At 67.7% G+C, this 24,454-nt stretch carries 24 protein-coding genes; 13 read left to right on the forward strand and 11 right to left on the reverse strand.

Annotated elements, in window-relative coordinates; genetic code table 11:
- Positions 1 to 118: 118 nt before the first annotated feature.
- Together V8Z74_RS09805 and trpE are read right to left on the reverse strand one after the other, a co-directional pair.
- A complete protein-coding gene (locus tag V8Z74_RS09805; protein WP_066475577.1) occupies positions 119 to 475 on the reverse strand; it encodes a chorismate mutase in 357 nt (118 codons plus the stop codon).
- Complete coding sequence (gene trpE / locus V8Z74_RS09810) at positions 472 to 1,971, reverse strand: anthranilate synthase component I (RefSeq protein WP_349709033.1); 1,500 nt, start codon at positions 1,969 to 1,971, stop codon at positions 472 to 474. The genes V8Z74_RS09805 and trpE overlap by 4 nt, the downstream gene beginning before the upstream one ends.
- 434 nt (positions 1,972 to 2,405) lie before the next feature.
- Between trpE and V8Z74_RS09815 the strand changes: the two genes are divergently transcribed.
- A complete protein-coding gene (locus V8Z74_RS09815) occupies positions 2,406 to 3,035 on the forward strand; it encodes a chalcone isomerase family protein (protein WP_502879498.1) in 630 nt (209 codons plus the stop codon).
- Positions 3,036 to 3,059: 24 nt separating this feature from the next.
- On the opposite strand, the gene speE is transcribed toward V8Z74_RS09815, so the two are convergent.
- From speE to rpe, 3 genes are all read right to left on the reverse strand, one after another.
- Entirely contained in the window at positions 3,060 to 4,343 is a 1,284-nt protein-coding gene (speE, locus tag V8Z74_RS09820; RefSeq protein ID WP_349709034.1) for a polyamine aminopropyltransferase, read from the reverse strand.
- 125 nt (positions 4,344 to 4,468) lie between these two features.
- The gene (locus V8Z74_RS09825; protein ID WP_066475572.1) at positions 4,469 to 5,152 is read right to left on the reverse strand and encodes a phosphoglycolate phosphatase; all 684 of its coding nucleotides are present in this window, start codon (positions 5,150 to 5,152) and stop codon (positions 4,469 to 4,471) included.
- Positions 5,153 to 5,260: 108 nt separating this feature from the next.
- Positions 5,261 to 5,944, reverse strand: coding sequence for a ribulose-phosphate 3-epimerase (rpe, locus tag V8Z74_RS09830; RefSeq protein ID WP_066475571.1), 684 nt, complete (start codon positions 5,942 to 5,944; stop codon positions 5,261 to 5,263).
- A 31-nt stretch (positions 5,945 to 5,975) separates the two neighbouring features.
- On the opposite strand from rpe, the gene apaG reads away from it, so the two are divergent.
- The 4 genes from apaG to V8Z74_RS09850 all read left to right on the forward strand — a co-directional run bounded on the left by apaG (position 5,976) and on the right by V8Z74_RS09850 (position 11,028).
- Positions 5,976 to 6,383 (forward strand): Co2+/Mg2+ efflux facilitator ApaG/CorD, encoded by a 408-nt coding sequence (apaG, locus tag V8Z74_RS09835; protein ID WP_349709035.1) that lies wholly within the window; start codon positions 5,976 to 5,978, stop codon positions 6,381 to 6,383.
- Between the two features lie 70 nt (positions 6,384 to 6,453).
- Complete coding sequence (gene tlpB / locus V8Z74_RS09840) at positions 6,454 to 8,418, forward strand: transporter-like protein TlpB (RefSeq protein ID WP_066475566.1); 1,965 nt, start codon at positions 6,454 to 6,456, stop codon at positions 8,416 to 8,418.
- A gap of 197 nt (positions 8,419 to 8,615) precedes the next feature.
- On the forward strand, positions 8,616 to 9,914 hold the full coding sequence (locus tag V8Z74_RS09845; RefSeq protein ID WP_066475564.1) for a cation:proton antiporter: 1,299 nt from the start codon (positions 8,616 to 8,618) through the stop codon (positions 9,912 to 9,914).
- Complete coding sequence (locus V8Z74_RS09850) at positions 9,904 to 11,028, forward strand: YbdK family carboxylate-amine ligase (RefSeq protein WP_066475563.1); 1,125 nt, start codon at positions 9,904 to 9,906, stop codon at positions 11,026 to 11,028. The genes V8Z74_RS09845 and V8Z74_RS09850 overlap by 11 nt, the downstream gene beginning before the upstream one ends.
- 20 nt (positions 11,029 to 11,048) lie before the next feature.
- Here V8Z74_RS09850 and V8Z74_RS09855 read toward each other — a convergent pair whose 3' ends face one another.
- From V8Z74_RS09855 to V8Z74_RS09865, 3 genes are read right to left on the reverse strand one after another with little or no spacing between them, the layout of a single operon-like run.
- Positions 11,049 to 12,029 carry a Bug family tripartite tricarboxylate transporter substrate binding protein gene (locus V8Z74_RS09855; RefSeq protein ID WP_349709037.1) on the reverse strand — a complete coding sequence of 327 codons (981 nt, stop codon included), beginning with the start codon at positions 12,027 to 12,029 and terminating at the stop codon, positions 11,049 to 11,051.
- A 37-nt stretch (positions 12,030 to 12,066) separates the two neighbouring features.
- On the reverse strand, positions 12,067 to 12,432 hold the full coding sequence (locus V8Z74_RS09860) for an AtuA-related protein (RefSeq protein ID WP_349709039.1): 366 nt from the start codon (positions 12,430 to 12,432) through the stop codon (positions 12,067 to 12,069).
- The gene (locus tag V8Z74_RS09865) at positions 12,429 to 13,811 is read right to left on the reverse strand and encodes an acyclic terpene utilization AtuA family protein (RefSeq protein ID WP_349709040.1); all 1,383 of its coding nucleotides are present in this window, start codon (positions 13,809 to 13,811) and stop codon (positions 12,429 to 12,431) included. Before V8Z74_RS09865 ends, V8Z74_RS09860 begins: the two co-directional genes overlap by 4 nt.
- 70 nt (positions 13,812 to 13,881) lie before the next feature.
- On the opposite strand from V8Z74_RS09865, the gene V8Z74_RS09870 reads away from it, so the two are divergent.
- From V8Z74_RS09870 to V8Z74_RS09895, 6 genes are all read left to right on the forward strand, one after another.
- Complete coding sequence (locus V8Z74_RS09870) at positions 13,882 to 14,799, forward strand: LysR family transcriptional regulator (protein WP_349709041.1); 918 nt, start codon at positions 13,882 to 13,884, stop codon at positions 14,797 to 14,799.
- A 39-nt stretch (positions 14,800 to 14,838) separates the two neighbouring features.
- Complete coding sequence (locus V8Z74_RS09875; RefSeq protein ID WP_349709042.1) at positions 14,839 to 15,777, forward strand: ketopantoate reductase family protein; 939 nt, start codon at positions 14,839 to 14,841, stop codon at positions 15,775 to 15,777.
- Between the two features lie 12 nt (positions 15,778 to 15,789).
- Positions 15,790 to 16,770, forward strand: coding sequence for a thiamine-phosphate kinase (thiL, locus tag V8Z74_RS09880; protein ID WP_349709043.1), 981 nt, complete (start codon positions 15,790 to 15,792; stop codon positions 16,768 to 16,770).
- Positions 16,771 to 17,691 (forward strand): bestrophin family protein, encoded by a 921-nt coding sequence (locus tag V8Z74_RS09885; RefSeq protein ID WP_349709045.1) that lies wholly within the window; start codon positions 16,771 to 16,773, stop codon positions 17,689 to 17,691.
- Between the two features lie 118 nt (positions 17,692 to 17,809).
- Positions 17,810 to 18,286, forward strand: a complete 477-nt coding sequence (locus V8Z74_RS09890; protein WP_502879504.1) for a phosphatidylglycerophosphatase A family protein — start codon at positions 17,810 to 17,812, stop codon at positions 18,284 to 18,286.
- A gap of 17 nt (positions 18,287 to 18,303) precedes the next feature.
- Entirely contained in the window at positions 18,304 to 18,795 is a 492-nt protein-coding gene (locus tag V8Z74_RS09895; protein ID WP_349709048.1) for a CinA family protein, read from the forward strand.
- On the opposite strand, the gene V8Z74_RS09900 is transcribed toward V8Z74_RS09895, so the two are convergent.
- Positions 18,796 to 19,113, reverse strand: a complete 318-nt coding sequence (locus V8Z74_RS09900) for a helix-turn-helix domain-containing protein (protein ID WP_349709050.1) — start codon at positions 19,111 to 19,113, stop codon at positions 18,796 to 18,798.
- A gap of 163 nt (positions 19,114 to 19,276) precedes the next feature.
- A complete protein-coding gene (locus V8Z74_RS09905; RefSeq protein WP_349709051.1) occupies positions 19,277 to 20,113 on the reverse strand; it encodes a YecA/YgfB family protein in 837 nt (278 codons plus the stop codon).
- A gap of 187 nt (positions 20,114 to 20,300) precedes the next feature.
- On the opposite strand from V8Z74_RS09905, the gene V8Z74_RS09910 reads away from it, so the two are divergent.
- Entirely contained in the window at positions 20,301 to 22,004 is a 1,704-nt protein-coding gene (locus tag V8Z74_RS09910) for an FMN-binding glutamate synthase family protein (protein WP_349709119.1), read from the forward strand.
- 142 nt (positions 22,005 to 22,146) lie between these two features.
- Entirely contained in the window at positions 22,147 to 22,926 is a 780-nt protein-coding gene (locus V8Z74_RS09915; protein ID WP_349709120.1) for an RIO1 family regulatory kinase/ATPase domain-containing protein, read from the forward strand.
- Between the two features lie 85 nt (positions 22,927 to 23,011).
- Here the strand turns inward: V8Z74_RS09915 and V8Z74_RS09920 are convergent, their stop codons facing one another.
- Positions 23,012 to 24,331: a dicarboxylate/amino acid:cation symporter gene (locus V8Z74_RS09920; protein WP_349709052.1), complete on the reverse strand. Its 1,320-nt coding sequence runs from the start codon at positions 24,329 to 24,331 to the stop codon at positions 23,012 to 23,014.
- Positions 24,332 to 24,454 lie beyond the last annotated feature (123 nt).

The raw sequence follows: 24,454 nt of genomic DNA on the forward strand, positions 1-24,454 counted from the left end.
CAGCTTTCAGAATCGCTCGATGGACGATCAACCCTTTAAAAACATAGACTTAGAGTTGTTCCATGGAGGTTGATAGACGCCAGTAGACCTCAATCGTAGTTATCGATCATCAGGAGCTTCATGCTTGCTCTCCGGCGAGTTGATCGGAGCCCGGCCCGCGCGAACCTGCGCGCAGGCGGACAAATTCGCGGTGCTCGTAGGCGATGCAGGCCTCCATCAGCTGGCGGTAGACGGCCTCCATCACATCGGGCTGGCCGCCCTCCTGCTCGGTGCGCTCGCGCACGCGCTGCACGATGGCCTCGATGCGCGCCTCGTCGCGCACCTGGTTCACATCGCCCTTGATGCGCGCGGCCTGCGTCATGTAGCCGATGCGCGTGACCAGCAGCGGCACCAGCACGTCGTCCAGCGCGTTCACTTGGCGGCGCACATCTTCCATGGTGGTGCAGCGCTGCACCAGATCGATAGCCTTGCTCATTCCAATCCCTCTTCCACCAGTTCCGCGGCGCGCAGCAGGGCGCGGGCCTTGTGCTCGGTTTCCTTCCATTCCAGCTCCGGCACGGAGTCGGCCACCACACCGGCCGAGGCCTGCACGTAGAGCGTGCCGTCCTTGATCACGCCGGTGCGGATGGCAATCGCCAGATCCATGTCGCCCGCGAAGCTCAGATACCCGCAGGCGCCGCCGTAGATGCCGCGCTTGGTGGGCTCGAGCCGGTCGATGATTTCCATGGCATGCACCTTGGGCGCACCGGTCAACGTGCCCGCGGGGAAGGTGGCCTTGAACACGTCCATGCTGTCCATGCCGTCCTGCAGAATGCCTTCCACGTTGCTCACGATGTGCATGACGTGGCTGTAGCGCTCCACGGCGAAGGCCTCGGTCACCTTGACCGTTCCGGTCTTCGCGATGCGGCCGATGTCGTTGCGCGCCAGGTCGATCAGCATCACGTGCTCGGCGCGCTCCTTGGGGTCGGCCACCAGTTCCTGCTCGGTGGCCTTGTCGGCCTCGGGAGTGGCGCCGCGCGCCCGCGTTCCGGCCAGCGGGCGGATGGTGATCTTCCGCCCCTCGGGCGTGTTTTCCTGGCGCACCAGGATCTCGGGGCTGGCGCCCACCACATGGAAGTCGCCCAGGTGGTAGAAGTACATGTAGGGGCTGGGGTTGAGCGAACGCAGCGCGCGGTACAGCGACAGCGGCGAGGCCGTGAAGCGCTTGTGGATGCGCTGGCCCACCTGCACCTGCATGAAGTCGCCCGCGGCGATCAGCTCCTTGGCCTGCTGCACGGCGGCCAGATAGTCCTGCTTGTCGAAGCTGCGCTGGGCCGGATGGCTTTCGCCGGCGCGGATCTGCGGCGCGCTCACCGAATAGCGCAGCTGGTCCTTGAGCTGGCGCAGCCGCTTCTTGGCGCGCGTATAGGCCTCGGGCTCGCCGGGGTTGGCGTAGACGATGAGGTAGAGCTTGCCCGACAGGTTGTCGATGACGGCCACCTCCTCGCACTGCAGCAGCATGATGTCCGGCGTGCCCAGCGAGTCCGGCGGGCAGGACTTCTCGAGCTTCTTCTCGATGTAGCGCACCGCGTCATAGCCGAAGTAGCCGGCCAGGCCGCCGCAAAAGCGCGGCAGCCCGGGCGTGAGCGCGACCTTGAAGCGCTTCTGGTAGGCGGCGATGAAGTCCAGCGGGTTGCCGCCGGCCGTCTCCACCACCTGGCCGTCGGTCACGACCTCGGTGCGGGCCTCGTCGCCGAAGCCGCTGGCACGCACGAAGCTGCGCGCCGGCAGGCCGATGAAGCTGTAGCGGCCGAAGCGCTCGCCGCCCACGACGGATTCCAGCAGGAAGCTGTACTTGCCGTCGCCGTTGGCATGGGCAAGCTTGAGGTAGAGGGAAAGCGGTGTTTCGAGGTCCGCAAAGGCCTCGATCAGCAGCGGGATGCGGTTATAGCCTTGGGCCGCGAGAGATTTGAATTCCAGTTCCGTGATCACGGGACAGCTCCGGGATACATGGCGCATCACTCACCTGCACGAATGCCTTCGGAAAACGCAGGTGACGCTTGCTGTGCTGGTAATGCGCCGGTTCATTCCAATTGGCCCGGGACGGGCCTCGGGTGCACGCCGGGCTCGTGCCGGAGTGCGTTCAGCGGTTCATGTGGGCAGGCTTGCGCCAGGGCCAGGCTCCCCGGTCTCCACAACCTGTAATGAACGTACGGTGAATGAACATGATGCGCGCAAGTGTAGCGCATCCCTGTGGCACCACCCAAAGACCCGCAGCCCCGCTCCCCGGAACAACCCGTATTGCTGCGTGCCGGCCCCGACGCCATCATGCGCCGCACGCAAAACAGCCACGGCCTGCGCAAAACAGTTTCACCGGTCACGCACCGGATGCGGCGCAGGTCCGGCACAAGAATGGAGGAGACAGCATGCCCATCCCCACCCCCTGCCGCGCTGCCTGGGCGGCCGCCACGCTGGCCGGGCTCCTGGCCGCCGCGGCACCGGCCATGGTCCGGGCCGCCGACAACGCCAACGCGGCCGTGCAGACGCTGCATGGCGTGCGCTACGAGCCGCACGCCGAGGTCGGCGGCCAGAAGCTGCGGCTCAACGGCGCGGGCACCCGCTACAAGGCTGTCTTCAAGGTCTATACCGCCGGCCTGTACCTGGAAAAGCCGGCCCGCAGCCTGCAGGAGATCGCAGCCCTGCCCGGCCCCAAGCGCATGAGCGTGACCATGCTGCGTGACATCGACTCGTCCGAACTGGGCAAGCTGTTTTCGCGCGGCATGGAGGACAACATGGAGCGCGCGGCCTTTTCCAAGCTGGTGCCGGGCGTGCTGCGCATGAGCCAGATCTTCACCGACCACAAGAAGCTGCTGGCCGGCGAGACCTTCACCGTCGACTGGATTCCCGGCCACGGCACGCAGGTCACCGTCAAGGGCCAGCCTCAGGGCGAGCCGTTCAAGGAGCCGGAGTTCTTCCAGGCCCTGCTGGGCATCTGGCTGGGCCCGCATCCGGCCGACGAGCAGCTCAAGAAGGCATTGCTCGGCGAGGCCTCCTGACACGGCAGCGCAGGCCGCTGCGGATCACTCCGCGTTCAGCAGATCGCGGTAATAGCCGGGCAGGGCGAACAGCGCGCCATGCACTTGCGCGTTGTAGTACCGCAGATCGCCCACCCGGCGCTGCTGGAGCCGCTCGGCCACCTGCTGCGCCGTCAGCGCCGTGGGGTCCAGGCTGTCCGAAGCCACGGCCAGCCCCCAGTAGGCCCCGTACAAGGGGATGTACAGGCCGTAGCAGCGCACCACCGCAAACTGCGCGCGCAGGCGGCGCGTCAGAGCGGCCACCTGCGGGCCGTGGAATACCGGGCTGCCCAGGTGCAGCACCAGCGCGCCATCCGGCTCCAGCACACGCTTCATGCGCTGCAGCGCGGCCGGCGCATAAAGGCTTTCGGCCGGCGTATCGGGATCGGTCAGGTCCATGAGCACCAGGTCGAAGCGCTCCTCGGTACGGTCGACCAGGGCCATGCCGTCGCCGATGCAGATCTGCACGCGTGCATCGTCGAGGGCGCCGCGGTGCACGGCCTGCAGGTGCTGGCGCGCGCACTGCACCACGGCCTCGTCGAGCTCGGCAAGCACCACCCGCTCCAGCCCGTGCTTGAGCAGCTCCTCGGCCGCACCGCCGTCGCCGCCGCCGAGGATCAACGCCTTGCGCGGCGCGGCATGCGCCGTGGCGGCCGGGTGCACCAGCGCCTCGTGATAGAAGAACTCCTCGCCTTCCGAGGTCATGAAGCGCCGGTCCAGGCGCAGCACCTTGCCGAACTGCGGCGTGTGCAGCAGCTCCAGCTGCTGGTAGGCCGTCTGCCGGGTTTCGCAGGGCACGGCCTCGTAGCCGAAGCGCGCATGCGGCGCCAGCTGCTCCATGGCCCATTGCGGCGCAGCATCTGCCGCGGCAGCGGGCACGCAGGCCGCCACTTCAGGCGGGCGGGCCGCCGCCAGGCCGATATCGCCGCGCATCAGCTGCTGGCGCACCGCGCGGGCCGGCGCGTAGGCGGCAATCACGCCCTCCATCAGGGCCCGGGCCTTGCTGGAGTTGTCGGCCGAGAAGTTGCACACATAGACGTCGATGGTGACGCTGCCGGTCTCGGGCCAGGTATGGATGGCCAGATGCGACTCGGCCAGCAGCACCGTGCCGGTCACGCCTCCGGGCTGCCCGTCATAGGGCGGGAACTTGACCCACTTGTCATCCACCAAGGTCAGGCCCGAGGCCTGTGTCTGCTCGCGGCACAGCCGGGCGATGGCGTCGGCATCGAGCATGTAGCGCTCGTGGCCCGAGCATTGGTAAAGATCGGCGGTCAGGTGCAGTCCGTGCATGTCGCGTGAGTCCTCCTTTGTTCCACGCCGGACCCGGGTCCGGCGCTGACGACACAAAGCCGACGACTCTAGCAAACAGGCCTATCCGCACCTTTTCCTGCCAGAAATGCGGACAAAAATCCCTATCACCCCGCAAGCTGCGCCAGGCTGTCCAGATGCGCCTGCGCCGCCACGGCCGTGATGGGCTGGCCATGGTTGTAGCCGTAGGTCATGAGCACCACGGGGCAGCCTGCGGCCTGGGCGGCCTGGGCATCGTTGCTCGAATCCCCGACCATCAGCGTACGTGCCGGCTGGCTGCCCAGGGCCTCGCAGGTCTTGAGCAAAGGCATGGGATCGGGCTTCTTGCGCTCGAAGGAGTCGCCGCCGAACACCTGATCGAAGAAACCGTCCAGGCCCTTGGCCGCCAGCAGCGGCCGGGTGAAGGACAGCGGCTTGTTGGTCAGGCAGGCCAGGCGCAGCCCGCGTGCCTTGAGCGCCTCCAGGCCTTCGCGCACGCCCGGGTAAACGTCTGCGAATTGGCCGTTGATGGCCAGGTAGTGGTGCTCGTAGCGCTGCCAGGCCCGCGGATACGCACCTTCCACGTCCTGGGCGCCCACATGCGCGAGCACGGAGCGGATCAGGTGTTCTGAGCCCTTGCCCACCATGTGTTCGATGGCCTGTGGTGCGATCGGCGGCAGCTGCAGGTCGGCCAGCATGCGGTTGAGCGCCTCGGCGAAATCGCCCAGCGTGTTCACCATGGTGCCGTCCAGGTCCACCATCACGGCGTCGAGTTCCAGAGCCTGGCTGGAAGCGGGCAGGTTCAGTTGCATGACTATCAATTCAATAGCTATCAGCGCTTGATGGCAGAGCGCCAAATACCAAAAAAACCAGGAATCCTGCAAGCTCCTGGCCTGCAGGCTCCCGCGCGCAAGGCCCGGTCAACCGGCCAGGTTGGCGCGCATGGCGTTGATCACGGCCTTGTAGTCGGGCCTGCCGAAGATGGCGCTGCCGGCCACGAAGGTGTCGGCGCCGGCATCGGCCACGGCGCGGATATTGCTCTCCTTGATGCCGCCGTCCACTTCCAGGCGGATGTCCTTGCCGCAGGCCTCGATGCGCTTGCGCACGGCCTCGATCTTGCGCAGCGTGCTGTCGATGAAGCTCTGGCCGCCGAAGCCCGGGTTCACGCTCATCAGCAGGATCAGGTCGAGGTCCTCGATCACCCAGTCCAGCACGTCCAGCGGCATGGCGGGATTGAAGGTCAGGCCGGCCTTGCAGCCGTGGGCCTTGATGTTCTGGATGCTGCGGTGCACGTGGGCCGAGGCATCGGGGTGGAAGCTGATGTAGTCGGCCCCCGCCTTGGCGAATGCCGTGGCCAGTTCGTCCACAGGCTGGATCATCAGATGCACGTCGATGGGCACGGGCCGGCCGTCGGGCGTCACGGCATGGGGCTTCAGGGCCTGGCAGACCATGGGGCCGAAGGTCAGGTTCGGCACGTAGTGGTTGTCCATCACGTCGAAGTGGATCCAGTCGGCGCCGGCGGCGATGACATTGCGCACCTCTTCACCCAAACGGGCGAAGTCGGCTGACAGGATGGAGGGGGCAATACGGTAGGTGGGGCTCATGGGGCAGGATTGTCGCAGTTACCATTGCACCATGCCGATGAACGAGTTTCTGGTCCAAGTCCAGCCCGCCTACCTGCCCGAGCAATCGGCGCCGGCCGCTGGCGTCTATGTGTTTTCCTACACCATCACCGTCACCAATGCGGGGGACGTGCCTGCGCAGCTGATCGCGCGGCACTGGATCATCACCAACGAACTGGGCCATGTGGAAGAGGTCAAGGGCCTGGGCGTGGTGGGGCGCCAGCCGCTGCTGCAGCCGGGCGAATCGTTTGAGTACACCAGCGGCTGCCAGCTGCGCACGCCCACGGGCACCATGCAGGGCACGTACCTGTGCGTGAATCATGAAGGTGAAACCTTCAGCTGCGAGATTCCGCTGTTCGTGCTGCAGATGGACGGCTCCTGCGACCTCATGCCCACACCCGAAAAGCGCGTGCTGCATTGATGAGCACCGCCTCCCACCCGATCTTTTCCTTTTCCGGCGGCCGCCACGGCGCACTCCTTACTCACCGCGCATGAAGCGAACCACTCTCGACCTGGAAGGCCTGATCGCCCAGCTCAACCCCGAAGCGGACCTGGCCCAGCGGCATCTGTGGCTTATCCACCTGTTCGAATGGATACGCGCGCCCAAGCCGTCGACCGACCTGGCCGTGGAGCGCGTGCGCACCGTGGTCGAGGCCTTCGAGGCGCGCCCCGAGGCGCGCGCACGGCTGCAGGCCTGGTGGCTCAAGCTGATCTCCACGGTGGACATCACGGCGCTGCTGGCCGACTTCGGTTTTGCGCCGCGCACGGCCATGATGAGCGAGGTGGCCGAGCGCATGCGCTACAAGCTGCTGCCCAGCACGCCCGAGACGGTGGACGCCTCGGAACTCTTCATGCTCGCCCTGCCCGATGAATTCGACGCGCGCTGGCTGCATGCCGTGGACGCCGAGCTGATGCAGCGCATCGCCGCGCTGATCGCGCCCCATGAGGAAAACACCGTCAGCTTCTGGGAAACCAGCCTGCTGGATGCCATCACCTATTGCGCAGGGCAGATCCTGTCCAGCGGCTTTGCGCCCGAGCTGCGCCTGCGCATGAGCGAGAAGGACCGCGAGGAAAAGCCCTTCCATGCGCTGATCCACGATGTGGAGAATTTGCGCGTGGAGGTGCTGCTGCCGCTGCGCACCAACGACCGGCGCGACGCCGCCGCGGCCCGGCTGCGCGAGCGGCTGGATGCGTGCCGCGCTGCCGTGGCCTCGGTCTATTCCTACTTCGAGGCCGAGGGCATTTCCGTGGGTCTGGTGTTCCGCCTGCGCCAGCTGCGCGCGCGCATTCTGCGCGTGCGCCGCCTGCTCGACTGCCTGCTGGCCGCCAACCGCGCCTACGAGACTTCGGAGCTGCTGGCCAACCTGGTCTCCGTGGGCATAGAGCGGCGCAGCGTGCGCGCCCTGCTGTCCACCAATACCTCGCTGCTGGCCGCCAAGGTGGCCGAGCGCAGCGCCGAGACCGGCGAACACTACATCACGCGCGACGGCTCCGAATACCGCCGCATGCTGGCCAAGGCAGCAGGCGGCGGCCTGGTGATGGCCTTCACCACGCTGGCCAAGTTCGCGCTGTATGCGCTGGGCCTGTCGGTGTTCTGGTCGGGCTTGGCGGCGGGCCTGAACTACGCCATCAGCTTCGTGCTGATCCAGATGCTGCACTTCACGGTGGCCACCAAGCAGCCGGCCATGACGGCGCCCGCCATGGCGGCCAAGCTCAAGGACCTGCAGAACGAGGAATCGATCACCGCGTTCGTGGACGAGGTGGCCCACCTCGTGCGCTCGCAGGTGGCGGCCATCTTCGGCAACGTGCTGGTGGTGGGCCCGGCCGCCCTGCTGCTGTCGCTGGGCTTTGCCCGGCTCGCCGGCCATGCGCCGCTGGACGGGCCCCATGCCGTGGGCGTGCTCAGCTCGCTAAGCCTGCTCGGTCCCTCGGTGCTGTTTGCGGCCTTCACGGGCGTGCTGCTGTTCGTCAGCAGCCTGATCGCCGGCGGCGTGGAAAACTGGTTCGTGCTGCGGCGCATCGATTCCGTGATCCGCTTCAACCCCGCCATCACGCGCGCCCTGGGTAGCACGCGCGCCAACCGCTGGGCGCTGTTCCTGCGCAAGAACATCTCGGGCCTGGCCTCCAATATCTCCCTGGGCCTGATGCTGGGGCTGGTGCCCGCATTCGCCGGCTTTTTCGGCCTCGGCCTGGAGGTGCGCCACGTCACGCTGTCCACCGGGCAGATCGGCGTGGCCGCGGCCACGCTGGGCTGGGAGGCGCTGCATACCCACATTTTCTGGTGGGCCGTGGCCATGCTACCCTTTAACGCAGCACTGAATGTTGGCGTGAGCTTCTACCTCGCATTCCGCGTGGCGCTGCGCGCGCACAACGTCAGCGGCGTGGACCGGTCGCGCATTTATGCGGCCATCCGACGGCGCATGTGGCGTTCGCCACTGAGTTTCTTCTGGCCATAGGGCCTGCGCCACACAGCCAGACTTCACGATCCGGGAGCGGTACTTGCCTCCGCCCCCTGGCCCCGATCCCAGGCCTTCCGCCGGGCCCGCCCTCAGCGGGATCTGCACGGCAAACGCCAGGCGTTGCCAGGGACGGGGCAATCTTTGCGGCGGAGCGCCTGCGCGCCGCCGCGCCACGACAGAGCAAAGGAGAGCCTATGAACGACATCCTGAATCTCTGGTCACAGTGGCTGCGCCCCTCGGCGGGGCTCGCAGCCGTGCACTGGGCCATCTTGCTGGCACTGGCCTCGATCGCGGGCTATCTGTGCCAGCGGCACATGGGCATGCCCAAGGTCGTCGGCTATTCGCTCGTGGGCGCGCTGGCCGGCTTCCTGGGCTTTTCGGGCGTGCAATGGCCGCTGCAGGGCGCCGTGCTGTTCCTCGTGGAGCTGGGCGCCTCGGTGGTGCTGTTCGAATGCGGCGGCCGCATCACGCTGCGCTGGTTCCGCCACAACCCCATGGTGCTGGTGCAGAGCATTCTGGAGTCCGCGCTCAGCTTCACGGCGGTCTATCTGCTGCTGCGCCTGATCCAGCTGGATGCCAAGATCGCTGCCCCCCTGGCCATCATCGCCATGGCCTCCTCGCCCGTGCTGCTGCGCCGCGTGGCCGAGGACATGCATGCGGCCGGCCCCGTGACCGACCGGGCCATGGTGCTGGCCACCCTGTCCACGCTGTACATGCTGACGCTGGGCAGCGCACAGGCGCAATCGGTGGCGCGGCCCGAGGCATCGCTGCTGGGCACGCTGGCCTCGATCATGGTGGTGCTCGGCGTCTCCGCGGCCATGGCCGTGCTGCTGGGCCTGCTGATGCGCCTGTCGCTGCGCATCATGAGCCCGACCAGCGAGAACACGTCCATTCTGATGCTGGCGCTGATCGCGGCCACCACGGCCGTCTCGTCCCACCTCGGCGGCTCTGCCCCGCTGTCCGCCCTGCTCGGCGGGCTGCTGCTCAAGCACCTGCACCCGCGCCCCTGGGCCTGGCCGCGCCAGATGGGCACGGCCTCGACGCTGCTGACCATGCTGATGTTCGTGCTGGTCTCGGGCGTGGCAGCCACGGCATCCTGGGGCGGCACCGTGGTGCTGGCCGTGCTGGCCCTGGTGGGCGCGCGCCTGCTGGCCAAGACCGTGGGCGTGACGCTGGGCAACCTGGGCTCGGGCACGAGCTGGCGCCAGTCGATCTGGGTAGCCTGCGCGATGACGCCCATGTCGGCCGTGGCCCTGCTGATCACCTCGCAGTATGTGCTGGCCATGCCCCAAGCCGGCCCCCTGATCGCGGGCATTGCCCTGCCCGTCATCCTGCTGCTGGAGCTGGCCGGATCGGCCGTTGCCACCTGGGCGCTGCACCGCGCCGGCGAAGGCGCCGGCTGGCGCGAGATACGCCACGAAACCGGCACGCCCAGCCAGACTGCGCCCGCACCGCTGATGCCCGACACCTCGGAGGACCGCCATGCCGCTTGAGCCATTCCACGATTCTTCGCCGCTGACGCTGGGTGTGGAGCTGGAGCTGCAATTGCTCAGCAGCCACGACTACAACCTGGCCCCTTACGCGCCCGACATGCTGCGCCTGATGCACAAGGAATCCGTGCCCGGCAGCGTGGTGCCCGAGATGACCAGCAGCATGATCGAGATCTCGACCGATGTCTGCCACAGCGCCTCCGAGGTCCATGCCCAGCTCGCGCAGACGCGCGACGCCCTGGTGCGCAGCGCGGACAAGCTCAACATCGCCGTGGCCGGCGGCGGCACGCATCCGTTCCAGCTGTGGCACCAGCAGCGCATCTACGACAAGCCGCGCTTCCAGGAGCTGTCGGCGCTGTACGGCTATCTGAGCAAGCAGTTCACCATCTTCGGCCAGCATGTGCACATCGGCTGCCCGAGCGCCGATGCGGCACTGGTCATGCTGCACCGCATGTCGCGCTACATCCCGCACTTCATCGCGCTGTCGGCTTCCAGCCCCTTCGTGCAGTCGCAGGACACGGCCTTCGACTCGGCGCGGCTGAATTCGGTGTTCGCCTTCCCGCTGTCGGGCCGCGCGCCCTGCGTGCTGCGCTGGTCCGAGTTCGAGCAGTACTTCGAGAAGATGACGGCCACGGGCGTGGTCAAGAGCATGAAGGACTTCTATTGGGACATCCGCCCCAAGCCCGAGTTCGGCACCATCGAGGTCCGCGTCTTCGACACGCCGCTGACCATCGAGCGCGCCGCGGCCCTGGCCGGCTATGTACAGGCGCTGGCGGCCTGGTTCCTGGATACGGAGCCCTTCACGCCGCAGGAGGACGACTACCTGGTCTACACCTACAACCGCTTCCAGGCCTGCCGCTTCGGCCTGCAGGCCGTCTATGTGGACCCGGCCACGGGCCAGCACATGCCGCTGGCCGAGCACATCGCGCGCACCATGGATGCCATCGCGCCGCAGGCCGAGCGCCTGGGCGCGGCCAAGGTGCTGCAGACGCTGCGCAGCGACGTGCAGGCCGGCAGCAACGACGCGCGCTGGCTGCGCGACCGCCAGCGCGAGGAGCAGTTGCTGGCCGAGGTTTCGCGCCAGGCATCGCTGCGCTTTCGCGGCACGGCGGCCTGAGGCGGGCGCGGGACAGCAGCCTATTCGGGCTGTATGCCCGCCGCCTGGATCACCTGGCCCCACTTGCGGGTTTCGGCCGCCTGGAAGGCCGCCAGCTCCCGGGGCGACGCGCTCCAGCCCTCGGAGCCCGACATCTCGAAGAAGGATTGGGCGCCCGGGCTGTGCACGGCGTCGGACAGCAGGCGGTTGAGCTTGGCCACCACGGCCTGGGGCGTTCCGGCCGGCGCATAGGCGGCAAACCAGTAGCCCATGTCATAGCCCTTGACGCCGGCCTCTTCCAGCGTGGGCACATCGGGCAGCTGCGGGCTGCGCCTGGTGGTCGAATAGGCCAGCGCGCGCAGCTTGCCGGACTTGATCTGGGGCACGCCGGTCGAGGTGTCGGTGATCATCAGATCGATCTGGCCGCCCAGCAGATCGGTGATGGCCAGCGGATTGCTCTTGTAGGGCACGTGCATCAGGTCCACGCCGGCCAACTGCTTGAGCATTTCGCCAGCCACGCGGCTCGACGAGCTGCCGCTGCCGAACGACAGCTTGCCGGGCTGCTTCTTCGCCGCGGCCAGCAGGTCTGCCACGCTCTTGTACGGCGCATCGGCGCGCACCACCAGCACCTGGCCGCCCTTGCCCAGGCCGGCCACGGGCGCGAAATCCCTGACCGCGTCATACGGCAGCTTCTTGTACAGGTGCTGGTTGGCCGCATGCGTGGTGTTGGTGGTGATCAGCACCGTGTAGCCGTCAGGCGCGGAGCGCGCCACCTGCTGGGCCGCGATCATGCCGCTGGCGCCGCCCTTGTTCTCGACCACCACGGGCTGCCGGCTGGCCGTGCTCACGGCCTGGCCCAGTGCCCGCGCCAGCTGGTCCGTGGCACTGCCGGCCGCAAACGGCACGACAAAGGTGATGGGCTTGGACGGATAGTCCTGCGCCAGTGCGGGCGCCGTGGCCGCCACGGTGCAGGCGGCCAGCGCCAGCAGGTTGCGGCGCGAGAAATGGCGGGAAATGTTCATGTCTGTCTCCTTTGTTGTGGTGAATGGTCCGAGGGGGCTATTCAGGCGCCAGATGCGGCAGCAGCGCGGCCGGCACGTCGACCGGCATCTGCAGCAGCCAGTACGACAGCGCCTTGCCATGGCTGTCGAGGTTGAGCGCGTCGTTGACGCCGCCGTCCAGCATCTCGTCCAGCACCCAGTTCATGGCCTGCAGGCGTTCCAGCACGAAGCGCTGCACGCGCGCAGGCTGCCGCGCCGCGAAATGCGCGGCCACCCGCTGCTCGGTGACCTGCTCCACCAGCACCGGCCAGCAGGCGGCATTCCAGGCGATCAGGCTGATGTTGGAGCGGTTGCCCTTGTCGCCCGTGCGTCCGTGGGCCAGGCGGTACAGCGGCACCGTGCTTGTCTGTGGCGTGCTGTTCATGCAGTGTCCTCCCCGGCCCAGTTCCAGCCCGTGGCAATGCAGTGCTGCGGCAGCAGGCAGGACACCGTGCCCAGCCGCGCGCGCAGCGCCGTGCGCACCCCGCCGCCGCCGGCCGGCCCGCAGGTGTAGAGCGCATTGACCTCGCGCGGCAGGCGCTGCGCCTCGGCCCGGGTGGGGCGCAACCAGGCAGCGCGCAGGCGCACGTCCTGGTGCGTGCCAACCGACGGGGACAGCGCTTCGCGCCAGCGGCCGGCGTCATCGCCCAGCACGCTGGCCACGCCTATCCAGTCCAGGCGCAGGCCGCCTGCGGCCTCGCCGCCCAGGCGTTCGCGCAGCACGTCACCGGCCAGCCGGGCACGCTCCAGTGCCCGCGGGCCGGCATAGGAGATTTCGCCCTCGGCCAGCCAGCCCGAGGCATGGCAGACATTGACCTTGTAGTGGCCGTTGTGCGCATGGCCGCGCACGCCGCTCAGGCGCACGGCGTCGGGCCCCGCCTGGCGCACCTCGGCGTCACGGAGATCGGCCACCACATCGGGCGTGAGGTAGGCGGCCGGATCGTGCACCTCGTACAGCAGCTGTTCCTTGACCGAGCGCTCGCTGACCAGGCCACCCGTGCCCTCGGGCTTGGTGATGGTGCAGTCGCCCGAGCTGTCGATGATGGCAATGGGATAGCCGAGCCGCGCCAGGCCCTGCACGTCCTTGAAGCCGGGATCGGCGAAATAGCCGCCCGTGACCTGGGCCCCGCATTCGAGCAGATGGCCGGCCATGGTTGCGCGCGCCAGACGGTCCCAGTCGTCCCAGGCCCAGCCGAAATGCGCCACGGCCGGCCCCAGGGTCAGAGAAGGGTCGGACACGCGCCCGGCCACCACGATCTCGGCGCCGGCTTGCAGGGCCTCGGCGATCGCCCTCGCACCGATATAGGCATTGGCGCTGACCAGCGCTTCCTCGGGGAAGTCCTTGCCCAGCGCGGACCGCAGCGCCTCGCGGTGCGCCGGGCCGCTGACATCGTCGCCATGCACGACGGCGATGCGCGGCGCACGCAGGCCCAGGCGCCTGGCCAGCCCGGCAATGCAGCGCGCCGCCCCCTGCGGGTTGGCTGCGCCGAAATTGCTCACGATGCGTATGCCGTGCGCCAGGCAGTCGGCCAGCACGGGCTGCAGCAATTCTTCGAGCAGCGGCTCGTAGCCGGCATCGGGTTGCTCGCGGCGCGCAAGCTGGGCCAGGGCCAGCGTGCGCTCGGCCAGGGTCTCGAAAATCAGGCAGGCGGGCTGGCCGCTGGCCGCCAGGGCCTGCACCACGGGCGCGGCCGCGTCGGTGCGGTCGCCCGAGAAGCCGGCCGCGCATCCCACCCGCAATGGAGGTTTTTCCAGGTTCTGCATGGGAGCCAATGTAGGCAACGCCTGTTAATCTGTGAAATCGATTATTCAGATCGACTCATCCAAATTCCAGATGAATATTTCTTCGCGGCAGCTCGACGCCTTCATCGCTTTGGCCCGGCTCAGCAATTTCACGCTGGCAGCCCGGCGCTGCCATCTGTCGCAGCCGGCTTTCAGCGCCTTGATCAAGGGCCTGGAGGACGGAGTGGGGGTGCGCCTGTTCGACCGCAGCACGCGCCATGTGGCGCTGACTCCGGAAGGAGCGCAGTTCCTGGAGGCCGCGCAGCGCATACGCACCGATCTGGGCGACGCCGTGCAGGGCCTGCGCGAGGCGGCGGCCCTGCAGCGCGGGCGCGTGTCCATCGCCCTGCTGCCTTCGCTGGCTGCGGCCTGGCTGCCGCCCGTGCTGGCGCTGTTCCATGCACGCCATCCGGGCATACTGCTGCAGGTGTCGGACCTGCTGTCCGAGCCCTGCATCGCCCAGGTGGCATCGGGCCAGGCGGACCTGGCGCTGGCCGCCATACGCGCCGACACCGAGGAACTGCAGGCCGAGTGGTTCTGCGCCGACCAGTTGCACCTGGTGTGCCGTACCGGCCATCCGCTGGCCGCGCTGGCGGCGCCGCGCATGGCCGATCTGCAGCCCTACCCCTTCATCCAGCTGGCGCGCCACAGCAGCGTGCGCCAGTACCTCGAATCCCAGGCCGCTGCGCCCGCGCTCGACACCCTGCTCGAAGTCGAGCATCTGGCCACGGTGATGGGCATGGTGCGCGCGGGCCTGGGCATCAGCGTGGTGCCGGCACTGGCCCTGTTCCACTTCGGCCAGCCCGATCTCGTGACCCGGCCGCTGGACGATGCCCACCGCCGGCGCGACCTGTATCTGGTGCGCAGGCGCCACCGCAGCCTGTCGCCAGCCGCCCAGGCCTTTCATGCGCTGGCACTGGAGCACCGGCCCCGCACCACCGGCGGGGCGCCAGCGGATGCCGCACAATAGCCTGTACGACTTGCGCAAGTCCCGGCCCGGTTACTGCATATGACTTCCTCTCCTACCGATCTTCCCGCCCCCGCACGCATTGCCGTCATGGGCGCCGGCGCCGTGGGCTGCTACTACGGCGGCATGCTGGCGCGCGCGGGGCACTCCGTGGTGCTCATCGGCCGGCCCGCGCATGTGCAGGCCGTGCAGCGTGACGGCCTGCGGCTGCAGACCCAGAGCTTCGACGAGCGCATACGCCTCGAAGCCAGCTGCGACGCGGCTGCCGTGGCCGGTGCGCAGCTGGTGCTGATGAGCGTCAAATCCACCGATACCGAGGCGGCCGCCGAGCAGCTGCGTCCCCACCTCGCTCCGGACGCCCTGATCGTCACGCTGCAAAACGGCGTGGACAACGCGCGCCGCCTGCGCGCGGCCCTGCCCGGCCAGGCCGTGGCCGCCGCCGTGGTCTATGTGGCGGTGGAAATGGCGGGCCCCGGCCATGTGCGACACCATGGGCGCGGCGAGCTGCTGCTGGAACCGGCGCCGGCCAGCGCGGCAGCGGCCGACCTGCTCCACAGGTCCGGCGTGCCCACGCAGATTTCGGCCGATGCGGAGGCCGCGCTCTGGACCAAGCTCGTCATCAACTGCGCCTACAACGCGCTCTCGGCCATTGCGCGCCAGCCCTACGGCCCGCTCGTGCAGCAGGCTGGCGTGGCGCAGGTGATGGACGACGTGGTCGGCGAATGCCTGGCCGTGGCGCGCGCCGAGAACGTGGTGCTTTCGGAGCCGAAGATACGCGAGGCCGTGCACGGCCTGGCGCGCAGCATGCCCGCACAATACTCGTCCACCGCCCAGGACCTGATGCGCGGCCGCGGCACGGAGATCGACCACCTCAACGGCCACATCGTGCGCCGCGGCGCCGCTCACGGCATTCCCACGCCGGCCAACCGCGTGCTGCATACACTGGTCCACCTGGTGCAGCACCAGCCCTCACACGACTGAAAAGAACCTACCGTGGGTGAATTCGACCTGATCCGCCGCTTTTTCCAGCGCCCCGTGCGCCATGCCGCCCTGGGCGTGGGCGACGATTGCGCGCTGCTCGCGCCCCGGCCCGGCATGCAACTGGCCATCTCCAGCGACATGCTGGTCGAAGGCCGCCACTTCTTTGCCGATGTCGACCCCGCCGCGCTGGGCCACAAGGCGCTGGCAGTGAACCTCAGCGACCTGGCCGCCTGCGGCGCCAGGCCGCTGGCCTTCACGCTGGCCCTGGCCCTGCCCAGGGCCGACGAGGCCTGGGTCGGCGGCTTTGCCCAGGGCCTGCTGGCGCTGGCCGACGTGCATGGCTGCGAGCTGATAGGCGGCGACACCACGCAAGGCCCGCTCAACATCTGCATCACCGTGTTCGGCGAAGTGCCTGCGGGCCAGGCCCTGCTGCGCAGCGGCGCCCGGCCGGGCGACGACATCTATGCCAGCGGCACGCTGGGCGATGCGCGCCTGGCGCTGGAAGCCATGCTGGGCCATGTGGCCCTGCCCCTGGAAGCGCTGCAGGCCGCGCGCCGGCGGCTGGAACGCCCCACGCCCCGCGTGGCCCTGGGCCTTGCGCTGCGCGGCATTGCCAGCAGCGCACTGGACGTGAGCGACGGCCTGACCGGCGACCTGGGCCATATCCTGCGGGCCAGCGGCGTGGGCGCCACGCTGGATGCGCAAGCCACTTCGCAGTTGATAGCTGCCCGCGCACTGTTTACAAGCGCCGACAGCTCTTTGCCGCCAGATCTCCTGCACCAGTGCACGCTGGCGGGCGGCGACGATTACGAGCTGGCGTTTACGGCACCGGCATCCCGCCGCGAGGCCGTGCAGGAGGCCGCCCGGCATGCCGGCGTGCCGGTCACGCGCATCGGCACGGTGGAGGACGCGCCCGGCCTGCGCGTGGTGGACGGCAACGGACAGCCGCTGGCCGCGCGCTACGCCTCGTTCGACCATTTCGGGAGCATCTGAGTGATCGTCCGCGACCGACCCTCCCTGCTGCGCCTGTTCCTCATCGTGCGGGGCTCGGTGATCGTGAGGATCTACCCTCAGCTCCTGCTGCTGTTTGCGCTGTCCTGCCTCGTGATCACACTGCACCGCGCCTACCCGGGCTCGGTGCCGGCCATGCCCAGCGCACCGTTCTCGCTGCTGGGCATCACGCTGTCGATCTTCCTGGGTTTTCGCAACAACGCCAGCTATGACCGCTGGTGGGAGGCACGCAAGGACTGGGGCCAGCTGCTCTACACCATGCGCGACTTCGCCCGCCAGACCCAGCTGCTGGAAGATCTGCCGGACGGCGCGCAGCCGCGGCGCGAACTGCTGCAGCTGGGCGTGGGCTTCACGCACCTGCTTGTCGATCACCTGCGCTCTGCCAATCCGCGCGGCAAGGCCGCGGCCTGGCTGCCGTCCGCGCTGCAGCAGCAATTGCCGGCCAGCCGCAACGCGCCCGATCTGGTGCTGCGCCACATCGGGGCCCGGCTGGCGCAGCTGCGCCGGCAAGGCCGCATCAGCGACATCGAATACAGCCTGCTGGACGCCACCGTGGGCCGCATGTCGCTGGTGCTGGCGGCCTGCGAGCGCATCCGCAACACGCCCGTGCCCTTCGGCTACACGCTGCTGATGCACCGCACGGCCTATCTGTTCTGCTTTCTGCTGCCCTTCGGCTTTGTCGATTCGCTGGGCTGGGCCACGCCGTTCGCCACCACGCTGATCGCCTATACCTTCTTCGGGCTCGACGCGCTGGGCGAGGAACTCGAAGAGCCCTTCCACCTGCACCCCAACGGCCTGGCGATCGCGGCCATGGCCGACGTGATCGAGATCAATCTGCGCGAGGCGCTGGGCGAGACGGACCTGCCGCCGCTGCCCATGCCCGTCGCCGACCTGCTGACCTGACGCAATGACCGACAACCTATCGCAAGACCTGCCGCAAGCGCCCATGCATGCCGCGCCAGACGCTATCCATATAAAAGCGCCACAGGACGCCCCCATCGCGCATCCCTCGGTGGCCTTCATGCTGCGCCACCCGGCCCATCTGATCGCCATCGGTTTCGGCTCGGGCCTGCCGCGCATCGCACCCGGCACCGTGGGCACGCTATGGGCCTGGGTGGCCTACCTGGTGCTGCAACTGTGGCTGGACAAGGCGCAGATCGGCTGGCTCATCGCCGCCGGCATCCCCGTGGGCTGGTGGGCCTGCACGGTCACGGCACGGCACATGCGCGTGGCCGACCCCGGCCATGTAGTGTGGGATGAGATCGTGGCCTTCTGGATCGTACTGTGGCTGACCATGCCCATGGGTTTCTGGGGCCAGTGCGCGGCGTTTGCGCTGTTTCGCTTCTTCGACGCGGTCAAGCCGCAGCCCGTCCAATGGGCCGACCGGCTGTTCAAGGGCTTCGGCCCGCGCGGCGGCTGGGGCATCATGTTCGACGACCTGGTGGCCGCCTTCTGCGCCCTGCTGGTCATGGCGCTCTGGAAGCACTTCACCCACTGACCCGGCAAACTGCACCCATGTCCACGACTACTCCCCAATTGGTAGAACAGCTGGCCGAACGCCTGATGGAAAAAGGCTGGATGCTGGCCACGGCCGAAAGCTGCACAGGCGGCATGATTGCCGCGGCCTGCACCGACCTGGCCGGCTCCAGCAACTGGTTCGACCGCGGCTTCGTGACCTACTCCAACGAGGCCAAGCAGGACATGCTGGGCCTGCCCCAGGCACTGATCGCCGCGCACGGCGCCGTCAGCGAGCCCGTGGCCCGTGCCATGGCCAGCGGCGCCGTGGCGCATTCGCGCGCACGCTGCAGCGTGGCCGTGACCGGTGTGGCCGGCCCTGGCGGCGGCAGCGAGGCCAAGCCCGTGGGCACGGTCTGGTTCGGCTGGCATCTAGAGGGGGACAGTCCGCAAACGCATGCCGAGTGCCTGCGCTTCGACGGCGACCGCGCCCAGGTACGGCAAGCCACCGTGCGGCATGCGCTGCACAGACTGCTGCAGCTGATGGCGTGACTAGGACTTCAAGGCCCTGACGAGCTTGAGCGCAATGTCCTTGAGCGGCGCATCGAGCTGGCGGTAGCTTTCCAGCAGCCGCAGTTCGTCTGCGGGCAAGGCCGCCGGCTCGCTCTCCAGCCCTGCCGTCAGCTCCAGCGCCGTGGTCTGCAGCGCCAGCGCCACACGCGCCAGGGTGTCGTTCCTGAGCGTGCGGATGGCGCCCGATTCGATCTGCGACACGGCCGAGGCCGTGATGCCCGCCGCCTCGGCCAGCCGCGCCTGGCTCATGGCCAGCGCATGGCGGCGCGCGCGTATGCGCTCACCAATATGCTTCATGGTCTGCGTATCTGCCAACAGAAATGGAACCGAGCTGGGCGCTCGAACTCGCGCGCACCAGGCCAGAGACATCGAGCAGGGGCCGCCCCGCAGCGAGGAGGTCGTCCCGTTGCACGTCGCCCCTTACAGGGGGAGCGGTGCAGCCGCTCAGGGGGTGGCTATATCATCCTCCGTGGCACTTCTTGAACTTCTTGCCGCTGCCGCAGGGGCAGGGGTCGTTGCGGCCGGGCTGTTCGCCCTTGACGATGGTTTCCTGGCGCGGGCCCATGCTCTTCCAGATGCGGCGCAGGTCGTACAGCGCCCAGATGGCTTCGCCGAAGGCGTTGACGCGCTCTTCGCTGGTCGAGGCGGGGCCGTCCTCGTCGTACATGCAGATCGTGGGCGTGCCGGTATCGTCCTCGGTCAGGGCCACGATGGCGTCCAGCGCTTCGTCCAGCCACTGGGCGGCCTCCTTGTCGCGCGGCGCAGCCCACTCCTCGGCCCAGTTCTCCACGACGAACATGAAGCCCAGCGCCCAGATCTGGCCGAACGAGGGGATCTCGCCATCCTCGACCTCGGCGCGCTCTTCTTCGGGCAGGCTCAGGATGGCGCCCCGCGTGTCCATGGCTTCGGGGTGGAAGGCGCGCTCGTCCTCCAGCGACTTCACGTCGGCGTCCAGCTGGGCTCGGGCCTCGGCCATGCGCAGCTCGAACAGCTCCAGGAAGCGCGCCTGCTGGGCTTCGTCCTTGAAGACTTCCAGCGTGGGCAGGGCCTCACCGGGCGCGACTTCGAGCGAGGCGCCATCGCCCAGCAGCATGGGCAGGTATTCCTCCGGGCCAATGGGACGGCGCGTGCAGACCAGGGCGGTCAGGAAACCGTCGCAGAACTCCCACTGGGGGATTTCCTCGCCGCGCGTGCGCAGGTCGTCGAGCAGATCGTCCAGCTCTTCGAGGCGGTCGGCGTCGAGCGCAGGTTCCAGGCCGGCTTGCAGTTCGGTATCGGGGGTGGCTTTGTCTTGCATAGGAAGGCTTTTATGATGGTCCGGCGTCCGTCTCCAACAACAGAGCAGGCGCAGGGCCGAAGATGGGGCGCTGCATCGCGCAGTGGATGCAGGTGTCGAGGCTGGCAGTTTAGCGGCCGATCATCAACATGCCCCGCCACAGGAATATCGCAGGAGTTTGCCGGTGCGTCTCAGAGACAGCTTTCCCATGCGCTACAGCGCGTTCTTCATCTGTGCAGCGGTATGCGCGATATCGCTGTACACGACGGCGGTACACGGTCGGGGCCTGTGGTGGCTGCTGGCCTCGGCCATCCTGGTGCTGCTCGGCCTGTGGGACCTGCGCCAGAGACAGCACGCCGTGCTGCGCAACTATCCCCTGCTCGGGCATTTGCGCTTTCTCTTCGAGTACATCCGGCCCGAAATCCGCCAGTACTTCATCGAGGGCGACACCGAAGCCCAGCCTTTCTCGCGCTCGCAGCGCTCCCTGGTCTACCAGCGCGCCAAGAGCCAGGTGGACAACCGCCCGTTCGGCACGCAACTCGATGTCGGCGCGCACGGCTACGAATGGGTCAACCACTCCATGCTGCCGACCAAGCTGGCTTCGCACGATTTCCGGCTCTGGATCGGCGGCTCGCCCGACAGCCCGTCGCCCTCGGTGGAGCCCTGCACCCAGCCCTACCATGCCAGCGTCTTCAACATATCGGCCATGAGCTTCGGCGCGCTGTCGGCCAATGCCATCCTGGCGCTGAACCAGGGCGCCCGGATGGGCGGCTTCATCCACGACACGGGCGAGGGATCGATTTCCGAGCACCACCGCGTGCACGGCGGCGACCTGATCTGGGAAGTGGCATCGGGCTATTTCGGCTGCCGCAATGCGGACGGCACGTTCAGCGAGGAGAAATTTGTCGCCAACGCCACCAGCCCCCAGGTCAAGATGATCGAGATCAAGCTCAGCCAGGGCGCCAAGCCCGGCCACGGCGGCGTGCTGCCCGGAGCCAAGGTCACTCCTGAAATCGCAGCTGCCCGGGGCGTGCCTGTGGGCGTGGACTGCATTTCGCCTTCCAGCCACAGCGCCTTTGCCACGCCCGTGGAACTCATGCATTTCATCGCGCGGCTGCGGCGCCTGTCGGGCGGCAAGCCCACGGGCTTCAAGTTCTGCGTGGGCCATCCGTGGGAATGGTTCGCCATGGTCAAGGCCATGCTGGAGACCGGCATCACGCCGGACTTCATCGTCGTCGACGGAGCCGAAGGCGGCACGGGCGCAGCACCCGTCGAGTTCGTCGACCATGTGGGCGTGCCGCTGCAGGAGGGCCTGCTGCTGGTGCACAACACGCTGATCGGCGTCAACCTGCGCGAGCGCATCAAGATCGGCGCGGCCGGCAAGGTGATCACTGCCTTCGACATCGCGCGCATGATGGCCTTGGGCGCCGACTGGTGCAATTCGGGCCGAGGCTTCATGATGGCCCTGGGCTGCATCCAAGCCCAGACCTGCCATACCGGCACCTGCCCCACGGGCGTGACCACGCAGGACCCGGTGCGCCAGCAGGCACTGGTCGTGCCCGACAAGGCCACGCGCGTGGCCAACTTCCACCGCAACACCCTGCACGCGCTGCTGGAGCTGGTCCAGGCCGCAGGCCTCACGCATCCCAACGAGATCACGGCCCACCATATCGTGCGCCGCATGAACGATACCCAGGTCAGCCTGCTGTCCAACCTGGTGCTGCGCGTGGAGCCCGGCTCGCTGCTGGGGCCGCTGGACCGGCAGCACAAGGTGTTCCAGAACTACTGGCCGCTGGCCGACGCCCACAGTTTCCAGCCACTGCAACCGCCCATGCTGCGCCCTTCGGCGCCAGGCCATTCGGCGGAGGCACAATCGCAGGTTTCGCCTTCGCGCGAGGGCATCTGGACCTGAGGGCGCATCGTAGCCCTCGCCGCCCAGCCCCTCGTGCTTTTTCCAGTCTCCAGCTTTCGCCGTGCCAGCCGCCTCCACACCCCCGCTTTCCGAACACCCGCCCCAGCCCGTGGTGGACTACGACGCCTTTCTGGCCGCGCACATGGCGCAGCCGCACGGCATCATGCGCTACGACCTGGAAAGCGAGACGCTGTGGGTCAAGCGGGCCAACGCGGGCAACCCCGGATGGCATTACCGTCTGCTCGATGTTCTGGCCGGCCTGCTGCGCCTGCCGGTGCTGGAGCCCGTGCCCAATCCCGGCGGAGCAGAAACCATACGCACCGAAGTCCGGCGCCTGCGCAATTTCGCCGCTGCGGGCCTGCGCGTACCCCAGGTGCTGGCAGTCGCGGAGACGGCTTTCGTGATGCGCCACCTGGGCCGTCCCGGCCAGGAGGCGCCTTCGCTGAGCAATGCCATCGAACACGCCATCGCCCAGGGCAGCGAGGCCGTGCTGGCGCTGTGGCGCCAGGGCCTGCTGGCCATTGCCGAAGTCCATACCAGGGGCGAGGTGCTGAGCCAGGCCGCAGCGCGCAACATGGTGTGCTGCGCCGACGGCGTGATCGGCTTCATCGACTTCGAGGACGACCCGGCCGCCCACCTGCCGCGCGCCGTCTGCATGGCGCGCGATGCGCTCAACTATGCCCAGTCCACCGCACTGTTTCTGCAGCAGGCTGGCGCCATGAAACAGGCACAAACGCACTGGGCCGCTTTCGTGCAACGACTGCCGGACGACGCGCAGCAGGTACTGGTCCGCACCGTCAGAAAGCTGAGCTGCGTGCGCTTTCTGCCACGCAGCAGGCGACTGGGCCGCGATACGCTGCGCGTACTGGCCGCCCACGATTTGCTGGCCGCAGCGCCTGTGCAACTGCTTGCAAAGCCATAGCATCCGTCGCCCGGCAATATGCGACCCCATCAAGAAAGCCCCGCATTGCGGGGCTTTCTTGATGGGAGTCATGATGGCAAAGGCTTCAGATCTTCAACGCCAGATCATTCGCATCCTCGACCTGGCCATCCAGCGCCGCATTGAGCTGCTCGTAGTCCAGCGCATTCTCCCAGCGCGACACCACCACGGTGGCCACGGCATTGCCGATGAAGTTGGTCAGCGAGCGGCATTCGGACATGAAGCGGTCCACGCCCAGGATCAGCGCCATGCCCGCCACGGGCACCTCGGGCACCACGGCCAGCGTGGCCGCCAGAGTGATGAAGCCTGCTCCCGTCACGCCGGCAGCGCCCTTGGAAGACAGCATGGCCACCAGCAACAGCGCGACCTGGTGCCCCAACGTCAGATGCGTGTCGGTTGCCTGGGCGATGAACAGCGCTGCCAGCGTCATGTAGATGTTGGTGCCGTCCAGGTTGAAGGAATAGCCGGTGGGAACCACCAGGCCCACGACGGACTTGCTGCAGCCGGCACGCTCCATCTTCTGCATCAGCGAAGGCAGGGCCGATTCGGAGGAGGACGTGCCCAGCACCAGCAGCAGCTCATCCTTCAGGTAGCGGATCAGCTTGAGCACCGAGAAGCCGCAGGCATGGGCCACGGCGCCCAGAACTACCAGCACGAACAGTGCCGAGGTGATGTAGAAGGTCATCACCAGCTCGGCCAGGTTGACCAGCGATCCGAGGCCGAACTTGCCGATGGTGAAGGCCATGGCCCCGAATGCGCCGATGGGGGCCGCCTTCATCACGATGTTCACCAGCTTGAACACGGGCTTGGTCAGCGCTTCGAAGAAGTTCAGCACGGGTTTGCCGGTTTCGCCCGCCAGCGCCAGGGAAACGCCGAACAGCACGGCCACCAGCAGCACCTGCAGGATGTTGTCGCCGACGAACGGACTGATCAGGGTCTTGGGAATGATGTCCATCACAAAACCGGTCAGCGTCATCTCGTGGGACTTGGCCACGTAGCCCTTGACGGCGGTCTGGTCCAGATCGGCCACATTGATGTGCATGCCGGAGCCCGGCTGCATCACATTGGCGACGATCAGGCCCACGACCAGCGCCAGGGTGGAGAAGGTCAGGAAATAGGCCATGGCCTTGCCGAAGACACGGCCCACCGTGCTCAGATGGCTCATGCCGGCAATACCGGTCACGATGGTCAGAAAGATCACCGGCGCGATGATCATCTTGATCAGCTTGATGAAGGCATCGCCAAACGGTTTCATGGCCTCGCCGTAGGCGGGCTCGAAGTGGCCCAGCAGCACGCCGGCGACGATGGCGAGCACCACCTGGAAATACAGGTGGCGGTAGAACGGCAACCGCTCGTGCGGGGCGGCCTGGGGGGAGATGGCTTGCATGATGCGCCTCGATGGAAACAGATGGCGAAAACAAATCGCAGATTCGCACCACGGTGGTGCTGGGTTGTTTCGGTTTGTACTGCGCAAGCCTTTGCCAGCCGATAACCTATTGGTATTAGAGAG

The sequence above is a fragment of the Comamonas sp. w2-DMI genome, from assembly GCF_040187735.1.
Lineage (GTDB): Bacteria > Pseudomonadota > Gammaproteobacteria > Burkholderiales > Burkholderiaceae_C > Comamonas > Comamonas terrae.